Origin of the sequence: Mesorhizobium sp. C416B (assembly GCF_030323165.1) — a bacterium.
Taxonomy (GTDB): domain Bacteria; phylum Pseudomonadota; class Alphaproteobacteria; order Rhizobiales; family Rhizobiaceae; genus Mesorhizobium.
Genome location: NZ_CP100471.1, coordinates 6251572 through 6267261 on the forward strand (window position 1 = coordinate 6251572; position 15690 = coordinate 6267261).

At 64.5% G+C, this 15690-nt stretch carries 11 protein-coding genes; 1 reads left to right on the forward strand and 10 read right to left on the reverse strand.

The genetic code is table 11. The annotated features are described in order from the left end of the window. Positions 1 to 99: 99 nt before the first annotated feature. The 5 genes from NLY43_RS30310 to NLY43_RS30330 all read right to left on the reverse strand — a co-directional run bounded on the left by NLY43_RS30310 (position 100) and on the right by NLY43_RS30330 (position 7712). On the reverse strand, positions 100 to 2547 hold the full coding sequence (locus NLY43_RS30310; protein ID WP_023710798.1) for a GcvT family protein: 2448 nt from the start codon (positions 2545 to 2547) through the stop codon (positions 100 to 102). Then, positions 2544 to 3725, reverse strand: coding sequence for a pyridoxal phosphate-dependent aminotransferase (locus NLY43_RS30315; protein WP_023710797.1), 1182 nt, complete (start codon positions 3723 to 3725; stop codon positions 2544 to 2546). The genes NLY43_RS30310 and NLY43_RS30315 overlap by 4 nt, the downstream gene beginning before the upstream one ends. Beyond that, positions 3725 to 4624 carry a homocysteine S-methyltransferase family protein gene (locus NLY43_RS30320; RefSeq protein WP_023710796.1) on the reverse strand — a complete coding sequence of 300 codons (900 nt, stop codon included), beginning with the start codon at positions 4622 to 4624 and terminating at the stop codon, positions 3725 to 3727. Before NLY43_RS30320 ends, NLY43_RS30315 begins: the two co-directional genes overlap by 1 nt. Beyond that, positions 4621 to 7074, reverse strand: coding sequence for a GcvT family protein (locus NLY43_RS30325; protein ID WP_023710795.1), 2454 nt, complete (start codon positions 7072 to 7074; stop codon positions 4621 to 4623). Before NLY43_RS30325 ends, NLY43_RS30320 begins: the two co-directional genes overlap by 4 nt. A gap of 95 nt (positions 7075 to 7169) precedes the next feature. Beyond that, positions 7170 to 7712: a helix-turn-helix domain-containing protein gene (locus tag NLY43_RS30330; protein ID WP_023690995.1), complete on the reverse strand. Its 543-nt coding sequence runs from the start codon at positions 7710 to 7712 to the stop codon at positions 7170 to 7172. Between the two features lie 282 nt (positions 7713 to 7994). Here NLY43_RS30330 and NLY43_RS30335 point away from each other — a divergent pair, with 282 nt between their 5' ends. Further along, positions 7995 to 8699 (forward strand): nitroreductase, encoded by a 705-nt coding sequence (locus NLY43_RS30335; RefSeq protein ID WP_023710793.1) that lies wholly within the window; start codon positions 7995 to 7997, stop codon positions 8697 to 8699. Between the two features lie 18 nt (positions 8700 to 8717). Here the strand turns inward: NLY43_RS30335 and NLY43_RS30340 are convergent, their stop codons facing one another. The 5 genes from NLY43_RS30340 to NLY43_RS30360 all read right to left on the reverse strand — a co-directional run bounded on the left by NLY43_RS30340 (position 8718) and on the right by NLY43_RS30360 (position 15481). Then, positions 8718 to 10160: an MFS transporter gene (locus NLY43_RS30340; protein WP_023710792.1), complete on the reverse strand. Its 1443-nt coding sequence runs from the start codon at positions 10158 to 10160 to the stop codon at positions 8718 to 8720. A gap of 153 nt (positions 10161 to 10313) precedes the next feature. Beyond that, entirely contained in the window at positions 10314 to 10931 is a 618-nt protein-coding gene (locus tag NLY43_RS30345; protein ID WP_050589733.1) for a sarcosine oxidase subunit gamma, read from the reverse strand. Beyond that, positions 10924 to 13917 (reverse strand): sarcosine oxidase subunit alpha, encoded by a 2994-nt coding sequence (locus NLY43_RS30350; RefSeq protein WP_023710791.1) that lies wholly within the window; start codon positions 13915 to 13917, stop codon positions 10924 to 10926. Before NLY43_RS30350 ends, NLY43_RS30345 begins: the two co-directional genes overlap by 8 nt. Then, positions 13914 to 14210: a sarcosine oxidase subunit delta gene (locus tag NLY43_RS30355; RefSeq protein WP_023723378.1), complete on the reverse strand. Its 297-nt coding sequence runs from the start codon at positions 14208 to 14210 to the stop codon at positions 13914 to 13916. The genes NLY43_RS30350 and NLY43_RS30355 overlap by 4 nt, the downstream gene beginning before the upstream one ends. Before the next feature lie 11 nt (positions 14211 to 14221). Then, complete coding sequence (locus NLY43_RS30360) at positions 14222 to 15481, reverse strand: sarcosine oxidase subunit beta family protein (protein WP_023710789.1); 1260 nt, start codon at positions 15479 to 15481, stop codon at positions 14222 to 14224. Positions 15482 to 15690 lie beyond the last annotated feature (209 nt).

Sequence of the window (15690 nt, forward strand, 5' to 3'; positions counted from 1 at the left end):
GTGGGGGGTCTCGTAGGGCGCACCCCCACCCCGTCTCGCAATCGCCGCTTCGCTCCGACTGCGAGCCGACCCTCCCCACAAGGGGAGGGTAAAAAGGTGCTACATCCTCGTCCGTTCCGCCTTGGGATCGTACATCGGCTTCAGCGATGCTTCCGCCGCAAAACGCTCGCCGGCGATCTCGATCTCGTAGGACGAGGCCAGCACATCCGCCTCGCTCTCGCCCTGGCAGGGCACATAGCCCAGTCCGATCGCGCCGCCGAGATGGTGGCCGTAATTCCCCGATGTGATCGGGCCGACGATCTTGCCGTCGCGCAGGATCGCCTCGTTGTGGAAGAGCAGGGGTTCAGGGTCTTTCAAACGGAACTGCACCAGCCGGCGCGACAGGCCGGCTTCTTTTCTCTTCAGCACCGCATCGCGGCCGATGAACTCGCCCTTGGCGGTTTTGACCGCAAAGCCGAGGCCGGCCTCCAGCACATTGTCCTCGTCGGTGATGTCGTGGCCGAAATGCCGAAACGCCTTTTCGATGCGACAGGAATCGAGCGTATGCAGGCCGCAAAGTTTCGGGCCGACATCCGCCCCCGCCTCATCGATCGCCTCGAAAACATGGGCAGCCTGGTCGGTAGAGACATAAAGCTCCCAGCCGAGTTCGCCGACATAGGTGACGCGGTGGGCGCGGGCGAGGCCCATGCCGATCTCGATCTCCTGGAAGGTGCCGAACGGATTGTTCTCGTTGGAGAAATCGTTAGGGCTGACTTTCTGGATCAGCTTTCGCGCATCCGGACCCATCAGGCAGAGCACGCTTTCTGCCGCCGTCACATCGGTGATGACAACGAATTCCTCGCCGACATGCCGCCGCAGCCAGGCGAGATCGCGTTGCAACGTCGCGCCCGGTACGACGAGGAAATAGGCCGTGTCCGACAGCCGCGACACGGTAAGATCGCTCTCGATGCCGCCGCGCTGGTTGAGCATCTGAGTGTAGACGATCTTGCCCGGCGCCACGTCCATGTCGTTGGCGCAGAGCCTTTGCAGGAACGCGCAGGCATCGCGGCCCTCGACACGGATCTTGCCGAACGAGGTCATGTCGAACAGGCCGACCTTGTTGCGGACCGCCAGGTGTTCCTCGCGCTGGTTGTCGAACCAGTTCTGCCGCTTCCAGGAATAGCGGTATTCGCGCTCTTGCCCTTCGCGGGCGAACCAGTTGGCGCGCTCCCAGCCGGCGACTTCGCCGAAGACCGCGCCGCGCGCCCTCAGGTGTTCATGCAGGGGCGATCGCCTGACATTCCTGGACGTTGCCATCTGCCGGTAGGGGAAATGGTCGGCATAGAGCAGGCCGAGCGTCTCGGAGACCCGCTCCTTGAGATAGCGGCGGTTCTTCTGGAATGGCTGGGCGCGGCGGATGTCGACTTCCCAGAGGTCGAAGGGCGCTTCGCCGTCATTGATCCACTGCGCCAGCACCATGCCGGCGCCGCCGGACGACACGATGCCGATCGAGTTGTAGCCGGTCGCCATCCAGTAGCCCGACAGCTCCGGCGCTTCGCCGAGATAGTAGCGGTCGTCGGGGGTAAAGCTTTCGGGGCCGTTGAAGAAGGTGTGAATGCCGGCGGTTGCCAGCATCGGCATGCGGTTGACGCCCATCTCGAGGATCGGCTCGAAATGCTCCATGTCCTCGGGAAGCTGGTCGAAGCAGAAATCCTCGTGGATGCCGTCCATGCCCCATGGCTTGGCCACCGGCTCGAAGGCGCCGAGCATCATCTTGCCGGCATCTTCCTTGTAGTAGGCGCATTCATCGGGAACGCGCAGCACCGGTAGACGACCGAGCCCGGGGATCGGCTCGGTGACGAGATAAAAATGTTCGCAGGCATGCAGCGGGATGGTGACGCCGTTCTGGGCGCCGAGCTCGCGCGCCCACATGCCGGCGCAGTTGACGACGATGTCGGCCTCGATCGTTCCCTGATCCTCGCCTTGCGCCCACGACACACCGGTGACGCGACCGGCCTTGGTATGGACCTTGGTGACCTTCACATTCTCGACGATGGCGGCGCCACGCTGGCGGGCGCCCTTGGCTAGCGCCATGGCGATGTTGGCGGGATCGCACTGGCCGTCGAGCGGCAGATGCACGGCGCCGACCACGTCGGACACGTTGAGATGCGGGTACATCTCCTTGACTTCACCAGGCGAAATCTCGCGCACATCGACATCGAAGGCGCGGGCGAGCGAGGCCTGCCGGTAAATCTCGTGCTTGCGCTCCTCGGTCAGCGCCACGGTGATCGAGCCGACCTGGCGCATGCCGGTGCCGACTTCCGTTTCGGCTTCAAGCTTGACGTAGAGGTCGGCCGAATATTTGGCCAGCCGCGTCATGTTCTGCGAGCCGCGCAGCTGGCCGATCAGGCCGGCGGCGTGCCAGGTCGTACCCGAGGTCAGCTGCTTGCGTTCGAGCAGCACGATGTCGGTCCAGCCGAGCTTGGCCAGGTGGTAGGCGACCGAACAGCCGGAGACACCGCCGCCGATAATAACCGCGCGGGCCTTGGTGGGAATGCTTCTGGTCATGCGGCCTCGCGTCGATAGCCGGATGCGAAGCGGCGCAGGCGTTTTGCGGCTTCCTGAAGCACCGGCTCCGGTTGGCAGAGGCTGATGCGGATGTGGCCGGCAGCGGCCTTGCCGAAGCTGGAACCCGGCATGACGCCGACACTCTCCTGGTCGAGAAAGGCCCAGGCGAATTTCTCGTCGTCGGGCTCGACGGCGGAGATGTCGAGCATGACATACATGCCGCCCTCCGAGCCGTGCACGCTGATATTGTTCATGCCGCGCACGGCGTCGAGCAGGACGGTGCGGCGTGCCGCATAGCGTTCGGCGATCTCTTTCACGCCATAGCGGTTCTCCAGCGCCTCGGCGCAGGCGATCGAGATGAAGGCCGGCAGGCCGTAGGTCGTCACCAGATTGAGATTGGTCAACAGCGTGATCATCTGCGTCGGGCCGGTCAGCCAGCCCATGCGCCAGCCGGTCATGCCATGGCTCTTGGACATCGAATTGATGACCAGCGTGCGCTCGGCCATGCCGGGCAGGCCGCGCGGCGAGATGTGCTCGCCGCCGCCGAGCGTCCAGTAGACCTCGTCCGACAGCAGCCAGAGATCGTGCTCGCGGCAGATCTCGGCCAGCTCTTCCAGACGCTCACGCGAATAAACGGCGCCGGTCGGGTTGTTCGGCGTGTTGATCAAAATGGCGCGCGTGTTGGGCTTGAGCGCCGCGCGGATCATCTCGGCGTGCGGCTGGAAACCGTCTCCGGCCGGCGTCTCGACGACGGTGAAGCTGGCGCCGGCGGCGCTGAACGTGTTGGGATAAGTCGCGTAGTAGGGCGCCACCACGATAGCGTGGTCGCCCTGGTCGAGAACGGCCTGCACCGCCGCGTAAAGGGCGGCCTGACCGCCCGGCGTGGCGATCACCTGGTCGGGGCTCGTCTCGACCCCGGTGCAGGCGGTCGAGGCCGCCGCCATCGCCCTGCGCAGGCGCGGAACGCCGGGAAGCGGGGTGTAGTGGTGGTTGCTGCCGCGAACCGCCGTCACGCAGGCTTCGATGGTCTGGCTCGGCGTATCGAAATCATGGTCGCCGACCGACAGCATGATGATGTCCTGGCCCGCTTCCTTGCGGGCCCATGCCTCGGTGTGGACCTCCCAGCCATCCTTGCCCGAAGGCACGATGCCGGAAATGCGCGATGACGGTCTGGGCATCAGGATACTCCCGAGATTTCGTGGCCGGCCTGTTCGAGCCAGTCGCGCAAGGCGGCGATGTGGGCAGGGCCGACTTCGCAGCAGCCGCCGACGATGGTGGCGCCAGCGGCGACCCAGCCGAGCGCCTGGTCGGCATAGGCATCCGGATCAAGGTCGTGGCGTGCGTGCAGCACTTCGACCGTTCCGCCATGCTTGAGCGCTTCGACAGAGGTGAAGCCATTGGCATAGGCGCCGACCGGGCCGCCGAGAGCAATCAATTCGGGCAGTGCCGCGGCGATCGCTTCTGGCCGGCAGCAATTCACCAGGCGCGCTGCAACCGTCAGGCCGTCGAGGGCGTCCGCCGCTGCCGCTATTGTTTCGCCGCTGCGCAGCCGCGGCGCGCCGTGATCGGCGAGCGTCCAAGACACCCAGACAGGTTTGCCGCTTTCCGACGCAGCGGTAACGGCCGCACGGCCTTCCTCGGCTGAGGCCATGGTCTCGCACAGGAACAGGTCGACGCCATCGGCCTGCTCGGCGACGATGCGGCGATAGATGTCCAGCGTCTCCTCGAACGATATGGCCAGCGCCGGCGCATAGCTGCCGAACAGCGGTGACAGGCAGCCGGCGATCGCTGCATCGCCTGCCTCGTCGCGTGCCTGTCTTGCCAATTCGATGCCGCGCTTCTGCAAGGGCTTGAAGAGATCTTCTGCTCCTTCCCGCGCGAGCCGCTCCGGCGTTGCCGAATAGGTGTTGATGGTGATGACGCGAGCGCCGGCCCGGATGAATTCGGCATGCAGGTCACGCACCAGATCCGGCTCGTCGATCAGCACCCTGGCCGACCAGAGCGGCGTCGGCTCGGAGCTGCTGCGGCGGACCAGTTCCTGGCCCATGCCGCCATCGGTGAGAATGACTTTCTTCATGCTCTCAGTCTTTCGTTTTTCGGATCCCACAGCGGCTCGTCTTTCTGCACGACCGCCCTGAAACGATCGCCAAAAATTTCAATCTCGATCGCGGTATCGGGTTCAGCCAGGTCGGCGCGCAGCATGCCGAGCGCGATCGATTTGTCGATGCGATGCCCCCAGCCGCCGGACGTCGTCTCGCCGACGATCTTGCCGTCATGCCAGAGCGTCGACACGGACGGCGCGTCGCAATCGCCTGGGTTTTCGACCACCAGCGTGACGAAGCGCTTCTTCACGCCTTGCTGCTTTTCGTTCTGCAGGGCTGCCTTGCCGCGGAAGTCGGGCTTGTCCCATTTGACGAAGCGCTCGAGCCCGCCCTGCAGGACCGTATAGTCGGTCGACAGGTCGCCCTTCCAGGTCCGGTAGCCCTTTTCGAGGCGCAGCGAATCCAGCGCGTACATGCCGAACGGTTTCAGACCGTGTTTTTGTCCCGCCGTCCAGACGGCGTCGAAGATGGCGGCGGTGTCTCCCACCTTGGTGTGGATTTCCCAGCCGAGTTCGCCGGCGAAGGATACCCGCACCAGCTTCGCCCAGCGGCCGGCGATGGTGGTTTCCTGATGCGTCAGCCAGGGCAGCGAGAGATCCGCGCCACAGACCTCGGCCAGGATCTTGCGCGAACTGGGGCCGGCGAGGATTTGCGTCGAATAGTCTTCGGTCCTGTCGGTGAGGGTGAAAGCTGCGTCCTTCGGCAGGCGCGACTTCAGCCATTCGAAATCGTGCCACTGCGCTACCGCCGCGGTGATCAGAGTCATCTGCTCTTCGCCATGGCGCACCACCGACATCTCGGTGACGATGCGGCCTTTGTCGTCGGCGAAATAGGCGAGGCCGATTCGGCCGGGCTTGGGCACCAGGCCGGTGACCTGCAGCGCCAGCCATTCGGCTGCGCCAGGACCTTCGAGGTTGAAGCGCGAGAAGCCGGGCAGGTCCAGAATGCCGGCGGCGTCGCGCACCGCCAGGCATTCTTCGCGCACGCGGTGCTGCCACGGCCCGTCGCGGCGGAAGGTGAGTGTTGCTTCTTCCGACGTGTCGTCACCGGGTTGCGCATACCAGGTGGCACGCTCCCAGCCATTATAGGCGTCGAACTGGGCGCCGAGCGCCTTGATGCGATCGTGGATCGGCGACAGCTTGCGGTCGCGCCCGGCCGGCCAGGCATGGCGCGGAAACTGGATGGCGTATTCGTTGCCGTAGATCTCCATGCCCTTGGCGACGCTATAGTCGGGGGCGGCCGCAAAGCTGGTGAAGCGGCGCGGATCGCAGGACCACATGTCCCATTCGGTCTGGCCTTGCGTCACCCATTCGGCCAGCACCTTGCCGGCGCCGCCGCCCTGGGCGATGCCGAAGGTGAAGACACAGGCCTCGAACGCGTTGGGAACGCCGGGCATCGGACCGATCAGCGGATTGCCGTCCGGCGCGTAAGGGATCGGCCCGTTGATCACCTTGGACAGGCCGGCAGTGCCGAGGATCGGCACGCGAGCGACGGCATCGGCAAGGTAGTGCTCGAGACGGTCGAGATCGTCGGGGAAGAGCTGGAAGGAAAAATCCTCCGGCATCGGGTCGTTGTGGGTTGCCCAATGCGCGCGGCAATTGCGCTCATAGGGGCCGAGATTCATGCCGTTCTTTTCCTGGCGCAGATAGTAGGAGGTGTCGACGTCGCGCAGCAGCGGCAGCTTCTTGCCCTGCTCCTTCGACCACGCCACCAGTTCGGGTATCTCCTCGAACAAGATGTACTGATGGCTCATCACCATCATCGGGACGTCGCGGCCGAACATTTTGCCGACTTCGGCGGCACGATAGCCGGCGGCGTTGACGACGATCTCGCAGCGGATTTCGCCTTGCGGGGTGACAACCACCCATCCGTCGTTCTCACGGCGCACGCCCGTGGTCGGGCAGAAGCGGATGATCTTTGCCCCCATGTCGCGTGCGCCCTTGGCCAGCGCCTGCGTCAGCTGCGCCGGATCGATGTCGCCGTCGTTCGGATCGTAGAGCGCGCCTTTCAATTCATGCGTCTCGATGAAGGGATAGCGGCGCTTGATCTCGTCGGGGCCGACGATGTCGATGTCCATGCCCTGGTAGCGGCCCATGCCCTTGGCGCGCTGGAACTCCTGCATGCGCTCCTTGGTGTGGGCGAGGCGGAGCGAGCCGGTAACGTGGTAGTTCATGGGATAGTCGACCGCGTCGGCGAGACCGCGATAAAGCTCGGTCGAATAGCGCTGCATGTTCATCAGCGACCAGGACGACGAGAAGGTCGGCACATTGCCGGCGGCATGCCAGGTCGAGCCCGATGTCAGCTCGTTCTTTTCAAGCAGCACGCAGTCGGTCCAGCCCGCCTTGCACAGATGGTAGAGCGAGGAGGCGCCGACGACACCGCCTCCGATGATTACCACGCGCGCCGTGGTCGGCAAACCGGCCATATTCTTCTCCCAAACCTGAAGCGCGCTGCGCTTCTATCTTTTTGCTTGACGCATGTCGTTTCCCAAAACCGCTGCACACTTTGGGCGACATGCATTCAATAAACAGGCGGCGAAACCACCCAGATGATCACGGCCGGCTCGGTGCCGGGATTGCGCCAGCGGTAGGGCTTGCGCTCGAAGCGGAAGGAATCGCCTTCGCCGAGCCGGTGCCAGACGCCGGCTATCTCGATCTCGAAAATGCCAGAGGCGATGTAGCCGGCTTCCTCGGTCGGCCGCAGCTGCTCGCTCTTCATCTCGGCGCCCGGCGCGAAGATCGAACGCACCATCTCGAAACTACCGCCGAGATCGGGCGACAGAAGCTCCTCCACCAGGCCGGATTCGCTTGTGCCAAGCGTGCGCCGGCTGCCGGCGCGCACGATGACGCCGCGCTCCTTCTCGATCGGCACGTCGTGGCTGAAGAACAGGCTGAGCGGCACGCCGAATAAATCGGCGAAGGCCCTGAGGTCGCCGAGCGAAGGAATCGACAGGCCGCGCTCGACCTGGCTGACCCAGCCGACAGAGCGGCCAAGCTTCAGCGCGATCTCAGCTAGCGTCAGCCCACGCGCCTTGCGCAGCGCGCGGATGTCGCTTGCCAACAGGCGCTCGTCAGGTCCCTGCAATGTTTTGGGGATAGCTGGGGGCAAAACGCTCACTTGATGAAAAACTGGAAATGAATTTCATGAGAGCTCATGTCCGTGAAAAAATCAAGATATTTTTCATGGGCACACAAGATTTGCTTGCGCGATTTTGGAGGTTCATGCAAAGGCTCAGGCACGAGCGGCGGGTGTGGGAATGCGGGTCGGCGACCAAGGATTGAAATCTGCGCAAGGTCTTCTCCGATAGCCGGTTCGGCTTTCGAAGTGTGCGCAAAGGGACGGCCCATGCTGGAAAAAAATGGCCTGGCAGCGCATAACGCGGCTGTTGTCGACGAGGCGATCATCTCGCGCCGTTCAGTGCGCGCCTTCCTGCCCGACATGGTCGATGACGAGACGATCCGAGCCATTCTCGGCGTCGCCGCGCGCGCGCCTTCGGGCACCAATATGCAGCCCTGGCGGGTCTATGTCGTCAAGGGCGAGGTCAAGCAGCAGATCACCGATGCCATCCTGAATTCCGGTATCCGCGCCGAAAAGGCCGATTGGGACGAGTATCGCTATTACCCCACCCAGTTCTTCGAGCCGTATCTCACCCGCCGCCGCGCCAACGGTTTCGGGCTCTATGGGGCACTCGGCATCGGTCGCCGCGAGGTCGACAAGATGCGCGCCCAGCACGACCGCAACTTCGTCTTCTTCGACGCGCCGGTCGGCATGATCTTCACCATAGACCGGCGGCTGAACCAAGGCTCGTGGATCGACTACGGAATGTTCCTGCAGAACATCATGGTGGCGGCGCGAGGCAGGGGCCTGCACACCTGCCCGCAGGCCGCCTTCGCGCCCTATCACCGGCAGATCCGGCCGGTGCTCAACATCCCCGACGAGGAGATCGTCGTCTGCGGCATGGCGCTCGGCCTCGAGGATACGTCGAAACCCGAAAACGACTTCCGCACCGACCGCGTGCCGCTGGAAAAGTGGGTGACGTTCAGCGAATAGGGCTCGGCTACCGGGGCCTCATTCCACGTTCATCTGCGCGCCGTGGCCGCTGATATGGGCGCCGTCCTGAGGTGTCAGTCTGAGATAGGCAAACAGCGCACACAAAGTGATGACGCCCTCGACCACGAACAGGATGCGGAAGTCGTTGGTCACCGCCGGCCCGCCGCCAGCCAGGAACGACAACAGCGCCGCCGCCAGGCCGACGCTGATCGCTACCCCCAACTGCCACAGTATGTAGTAGAGTGCGCTGAAGCGGGCGAGCTGGTCGGGCGCGATGTCGGAATAGGCGAGATTGCCGGTCGAAGCCCACTGCGCCGAGCGCAGAACGCCGAAGGCAAAGATATAGACGAGCACGATCCAGACCGGCGTTGTCGCCTCAATCAAGGCGAAGCCCGCTACCATGGCAGCAACGATCGGCGTGTTGACGACCAGCACGCGGCGAAAGCCGAAACGGTTGAGCAAGCGCGGCATGAAGACACGCATGATCAGCGAGCCGATTGCGGCGACGAAAGTCAGCGATCCCGCCTGCACCGCGCTCATGCCGAAGCCGAGCTGGAACATCAGCGGCAAAAGGAAAACGACCGAGCTCAGGCCGATCGTGTCCAGCCCACCACCGGTGAGGAATGAGATGCGAAAGGTGCGGATGCGCAGGAGTTTCAGGTCAAGCAAGGGGTTGCGGGCGCGCAGGCAGTAGAAGGAAGCAAGCGTCAGGATGACGATCGCCAGCGTCAGCTCGGCCGCGATCATGCTGCCGGCGGCGTCTTTGGCCGCAAGCGAATCCATGCCGAAGACCAGCAGGACCATGCCGCTGCCGACCAGCAGGAAGCCCGGGAAATCCAACGGCGTGCGCACCGGCTTGGTGGCCGTCGGAAACAGCGAGGCGGCAAGAACGGCCGCCGCCAGCGCGAACGGCACGTTGATGAAGAAGATCCAGCGCCAAGAAATGTAGGTCGTCAGCGCACCGCCGACGAGCGGGCCGACCAATGGGCCGGACTGGCCGGCCAGCGAAATATACATGTTGATCTTCAGCGTGCGGCTGCGCGGGAAGGTCGACAGGATGACGACCTGGCCGAGCGTCCCCATCAAGGCGCCGCCGAAGCCTTGCAGCGCGCGGGCGCCGACCAGCGTCCAGATGTCGTTGGACAATCCGCACAGCGCCGATGACGCGGCGAACACCAGCAAGGCGAAGCAGTAAACGTTGCGCAAGCCGAAGCGGTCGGCCGCCCAGCCGCCGAGCGGCATCGAGATGATCAAGCTGGCGACATAGACGGTGATCAACAGACCGAGCTGGCTCGGCGGCCGGCCGAGGCTGTCGCTGATGCCGGGCAGGGCGGTGACCACGACATTCTGGTCGAGGCTGGTCATGAACACGCCGCAGGCGACCGTCAGCGGCAGCAGGAGCAAGGCTCTGGCCGACACATCGGCGCAATCCGTGGCGCCGGCGGATAGTTCTGCGGTCATGGGGATGTTCGAACCAAACGACGATGCCGACTCTGAGACGGGATCTTTTTAATCCCCTGGGCCGGTTGGGCCACGTTCCCCACCATGGGCTTCCATTGGAGCATTCTCTAGCGGCAGAACCGGCTGGCCTTGAGGCCAGAACGGCTGTCGGCCCTACTGAACCTCGTAGCCGACCTCCTCGCTGGCATGGCAGAGCGCCTTCCAGAACGAGCGGGCGAAGGAGCGGAAGACATAGATGTCGAACTGGTCGGCGCCGGTGCGCTGGATCTGCGCAAAGACGTCGTGATGGGTGGTCGAACGGCCGGAGCCTATGGGGAAGGCGGGCAGCGCAAAGTCGATGGCGAAGAATTTCGCCAGCACCCATTCGGCCTTAGGGCCGGCAATGCGGATAGCGGTGCGGCCATGCGACAGGTCGGTGATCGTGCCGATTGCCGGGGTTACGTCCCCGGCAAAACGCGCCGCCAGGCCCTCGGCATCGTCGACGACGGTGAATTTTCCAGGCGCGAAACCGAACACGGCTTTGCCGAACTTGGCGAGACCGCCGCCGGCACCGTCGGGCAAAGCGAGCCCGGTGACCTTGTCGATCGCCTCGATCAGCTGCTTTTCCGCGCCCGGCCATGCGGCCAGTTGCAGGATCGAGCCTGGCCTGATTTCGGTCAGGATGACATCGACGCCATGCTCGAAATTGCCGTGCGAACCCGGATGGAACACCGGCTCGAGCGGCGAAAGGCGCTCGGGTGATTGGCGTTCGGGTGATTGGCGCTCAGCCATGCATGCGGCTCCCGTCCGGGTCGTAGAAATGGTTGGAGACGATTTCGACCGGCCCGAACCGCTTGCGCAGCGGATCGGAGACGAATGCCCGGGTGCCATGGCGCGCCTTGCCGCCCTCGACCAAAGCCAGCGCGATGTGCTTGCCCAGCGCCGGCGAATAGCAGCAGGCGGTGATGTGGCCGATGGAATCGTGCGGATTGGCTTCGTCCAGTTCCTCGACGAGGTGGGCGCCGCCATTGAACGGCCGGTTGTCGAGCGAGACCAGGCCGACCAGCTGCAGCCGCTCGGGCGCGATCAGGCCTTCGCGGTCAATCATCGCCGAGCCGATGAACGGCTTCTTCTTCGACAGCATCCAGTCGAGATGCAGGTCGCGCGCCGTGGTGCGCCCGTCGATCTCCGCGCCGGTGACATGGCCCTTTTCGATGCGCATCGTGCCCAACGCCTCCAGCCCGTAGGTGACCAGGCCGAACGGCTTGCCGGCTTCGACAAGGGCTTGCCAGACATGGGTGCCGTAGCCGGCGCCGCAATAGACCTCGAAGGCCATTTCTCCGGAGAAGGACAGCCGGCAAATCATCACCGGCACGCCTGATATCTCGCCGCGCACGATGCCCATGAAGGGCAGGGCTGTGTTGTCGACGGCGGTGCCGGTGACACAGGCGGCGAGGATGGCCCGTGCCTTCGGCCCGCCGATGGCCGCGCCCGCCCATTCGTCGGTTACCGAGGTGACATGCACTTTGAGTTCCGGCCAGATGACGTCGAGGAAATATTCCAGATGCTGCATCACCTTGCCGGCGTTGGCCGTGGTGGTCGTCATCAGGAAATCCTGTTCGCCGAGCCGCCATGTGGTGCCGTCGTCGAAGGCCAGCCCGTCCTCGCGCAGCATCAGGCCGTAGCGGGCCTTGCCGACGGGGAGGGTGGAAAACATGTTGGTGTAGACGCGGTCGAGGAATTCGCCGGCATCCGGCCCCTGAACGGCGATCTTGCCCAGCGTCGAAACGTCGACGATGCCGGCACTTTCGCGCGTCGCCCTGGCTTCACGGACATAGGCCTGTTCGACCGTCTCGCCGGCAAGGCCGTAGATCATTGGTCGATACCAGAGGCCAGCGGAATACATCGTTGCGCCATTGGCGAGGTGCCAGTCATGCATGGGCGTCAGGCGCTCGGGTTTCAGATCGCCGAAGCGTTCGGCGGCAAGCGAGCCGATCGACACCGCGGAATAGGGCGGGCGGAAGCGCGTCGTTCCGACTTCGGGGATCGGTTTGCCCAACGCCTCGGCCATGATGGCGAGGCCCGGAACGTTGGAGTTCTTGCCCTGGTCGGTCGCCATGCCGAGCGTGGTGTAGCGCTTCAGATGCTCGACGGAGACAAAACCTTCGCGATGCGCCAGCCGCACGTCTTCGGCAGTCACGTCATGCTGGAAGTCGACGAAGCTTTTTCCCTTGGCTTTGATCTCGAACACCGGCGCCGGATCGGGGTTTCCCGGGGCTGCTTCGACATCCGGCAAAGCTGCCGGCGCAGCCGCTCCGCCCGCGGCGGACAGGCCGGCTGCACGGCCCTCAGTGATGGCTTCGACGGTCGAAAAGCTGCCGTTGAAAGCGCCGGCGCCAATCCATTGCCGAGTCGGTTTCGGCGGCAGGAAGGCCTGGCGGGCAGGGTTCCATTCGGCTCTCGCGCCAGCCTGGCTGGCGAGGTGGATGGTCGGCGACCAGCCGCCCGACATCAGCAGGCTATCGGCGTGGATGCTGCGGGCGTCACCGCTCAGCGTGCCCGAATTCATGTCGAAGCGCTGCACCTTGAGGACGGAGAGTGCCTTGCCGCCTTCGGTTGCGACCACGGCATGGCCGGAGAGGATTTCGGCTTCGGCCTCGGTGGCGAGGCTGCGCATTTCGGCCGACAGCTCGGGGCGCACATCGACGATGGCGACAATAGCCGCGCCGGCCTTCTTCAGCGCCAGAGCCGAGCGATAGGCGCTGTCATTGTTGGTGAACAGGGCAATCCTGTCGCCGGGCAGCACGCCATAATCATTGGCGTAGCGCTCGCCGGCATGCGCCAGCATGATGCCCGGCCGGTCATTGCCGGGAAACACAAGCGGCCGCTCGAAAGAGCCAGTGGCCAGCACCACCGTTTTGGCGCGGATCGCCCAGTAGCGATGGCGCGGCTCGCCCTTCCCAGGCGTTTCCTTGTGGTCGGTGACGCGCTCGAGTGCCGCCAGCGTGTTGCCGTCGTAATAGCCCCACACTGTGGTGCGCGGCAGCAGGCGGACCGTGTCATGGCCCTCAAGCTGGCTGACGGTGCGCGCCGCCCAGTCGGCGGCCGGCGCGCCGTCGATGGTCTCGCCGGACCAGTTGGCCGAGCCGCCGAAACGCGGCTCGAGTTCGGCCAGGATGACGCGCGCGCCCTGGTCGGCAGCGGCCTTGGCGGCTGACAGGCCGGCCGGGCCGGAGCCGACCACCAGCACGTCGCAAAACGCGTTCATGCGCTCGTAGCGCGAGGTGTCGGCGGCAATACCGGCGCGGCCCAGGCCGGCGGCGCGGCGGATGAAATGCTCGCAGAACATCCAGAAGCGGGTGCCTTTCAAGGGGCCGAAGACAGGGCCCATGAAGGTCTTGTAGTAGAAGCCGGCGGCCAGGATCTTGCCGCCGAGCTGGTTGACGGCGTTGATGTCCCAGGCGAGCGAGGGAAAGCGGTTCTGGCTGACGGCCACCAGCCCGTCATAGATCTCGACCATGGTTGCGGCGATGTTGGGCTCGCGCACTTCGCCGCGCAGCACCGTCACCAGCGCGTTCGGTTCCTCGACGCCGGCCGAGAGCAGGCCGCGCGGGCGGTGGTATTTGAACGAGCGGCCGAAAAGCGTCACGCCGTTGGCAAGCAGCGCCGAGGCCAGCGTGTCGCCGCCATGGCCGGTGTAGGGCGTGCCGTCGAAGGTGAAGCGGATGGTGCGCATGCGGTCGACGCGGCCGCCGGTCTCGGCGCGGCGCGGGCTCACGACTTGCCTCCGGCTTTGTGCCGGGCACCGGCATTGTGGTCGACGCGGGCGAAACCGGTGCTGGAAATCTCATGCGTGACCGTGTTGCGCACCATCCTCAGATGGGTGCGGCAACCGCCGGAATGCTGCCAGATCTCATTGAGGTCGCCGGCCGGGTTCAGCCGGTCGTAGACATAGGCGTTCCAGGCGTCGAGATCCTGCGAGGCGGGCTGCGGGCGCTCGCGGTTGCCGTCGCCTTGATAGGTGAACTCGATGACGTCGCGCGGGCCGCAATAGGGACAAGTGATAAGCATTTGTTTGAACCCTAATGCAGCCGGGGCGTTGCGCCCTGGCCCTTGTCGTCGATCACCAGGCCGCGATAAAAACGGTCGAGCGTGAAGGGCGCGTTGAACGCGTGCGGCTCATCCTTGGCGATGGTGTATGCAAAGCACCAGCCCGAGGCCGGAGTCGCCTTGAAGCCGCCATAGCACCAGCCGCAATTGAGATACATGCCCGGCAGCGGGCCGGTGGTGATGATCGGCGAACCGTCCATCGACATGTCGCAGACGCCGCCCCAGGAGCGCAGCATGCGTACACGCGCAAGGCCGGGAAACAGCGCCAGCATCTCGCTCATCACCTCGTCGACGATGGGCAGGTTACCGCGCTGGGCGTAGCTGTTGTAGCCGTCGATATCGCCGCCATAGACAAGGCCGCCCTTGTCGGACTGCGACATATAGAAATGGCCCATGCCGAAGGTCAGGACCGTGTTGCAGAACGGTTTCAGCGACTCTGTCACGAAGGCCTGCAGCACATGGCTCTCGATCGGCATCCTGTCGATGCCGGCAAGCTGCATCACCCGTCCGGTGCTGCCGGCAACGGCCACGGCGACTTTCTTGCCGCGGATCTCTCCGCGCGTCGTCTGTACGCCGGTGATGCGGTCGCCGTCGCGCAGGAAGCCGGTGACCTCGCAATTCTCGACGATGTCGACGCCGCGTCGGTCGGCGCCGCGCGCATAGCCCCAGGCAACCGCATCGTGCCGGGCGGTGCCGGCGCGTGGCTGCATCAGGCCGCCGACGATGGGAAAGCGCGCGGAGGCCGACATGTCCAGCGCCGGGACCAGGCGCGCGATCTCGGCTGTGCTCATCAGCTCGGCATCGACGCCGAGATGGCGCATGGCGTTGCCGCGCCTGGCCAAGTCGTCGAACTGGGCCGGCGTGTGAGCCAGGTTCAGGCAGCCGCGCTGCGAGAACATGACGTTGTGGTTGAGGTCGTGCGACAGGTTCTCCCACATCTTCATCGAATGTTCGTAGAAGCGGGTGTTGGACGGCAAAAGGTAGTTGGAGCGCACCGCCGTGGTGTTACGGCCGACATTGCCGGAACCCAGCCAGCCCTTTTCCAGCACCGCGACATTGGTGATGCCGTGCTCCTTGGCCAGATAGTACGCCGTCGACAGGCCGTGGCCGCCGCCGCCGATGATGATGACGTCATAGGAAGCCTTGGGGTCGGGCTTGCGCCAGGCCGGCTTCCAGTCCTTGTTTCCCTTGAGCGCGTTCGTGAGAAGCGAAAGGGCTGAATATTCCGCCATTCTTCATGTCATCCCTAGAGCATGATGCCGAAAAGTGTGAAGCGGTTTTCGGACGACATCATGCTCTATATCTTTGATTTTTAGAGCCGGATGATTTCAGGTCCAACAGACCTGAAGCCATCCGGCTCGGGTGCGATGCGGCAGACTATAGAGCAGGCGGCGTGCGCAAAGCCAAGATTGCGCCATGGCTTTTCGACTGGCCGACTCCC

Coding starts and splice junctions, on each gene's coding strand:
- NLY43_RS30310 (WP_023710798.1), bottom strand. CDS start 2,547: ATGACCAGAAGCATTCCCACCAAGGCCCGCGCGGTTATTATCGGCGGC.
- NLY43_RS30315 (WP_023710797.1), bottom strand. CDS start 3,725: ATGCCCAGACCGTCATCGCGCATTTCCGGCATCGTGCCTTCGGGCAAG.
- NLY43_RS30320 (WP_023710796.1), bottom strand. CDS start 4,624: ATGAAGAAAGTCATTCTCACCGATGGCGGCATGGGCCAGGAACTGGTC.
- NLY43_RS30325 (WP_023710795.1), bottom strand. CDS start 7,074: ATGGCCGGTTTGCCGACCACGGCGCGCGTGGTAATCATCGGAGGCGGT.
- NLY43_RS30335 (WP_023710793.1), top strand. CDS start 7,995: ATGCTGGAAAAAAATGGCCTGGCAGCGCATAACGCGGCTGTTGTCGAC.
- NLY43_RS30340 (WP_023710792.1), bottom strand. CDS start 10,160: ATGACCGCAGAACTATCCGCCGGCGCCACGGATTGCGCCGATGTGTCG.
- NLY43_RS30345 (WP_050589733.1), bottom strand. CDS start 10,931: ATGGCTGAGCGCCAATCACCCGAACGCCAATCACCCGAGCGCCTTTCG.
- NLY43_RS30355 (WP_023723378.1), bottom strand. CDS start 14,210: ATGCTTATCACTTGTCCCTATTGCGGCCCGCGCGACGTCATCGAGTTC.
- NLY43_RS30360 (WP_023710789.1), bottom strand. CDS start 15,481: ATGGCGGAATATTCAGCCCTTTCGCTTCTCACGAACGCGCTCAAGGGA.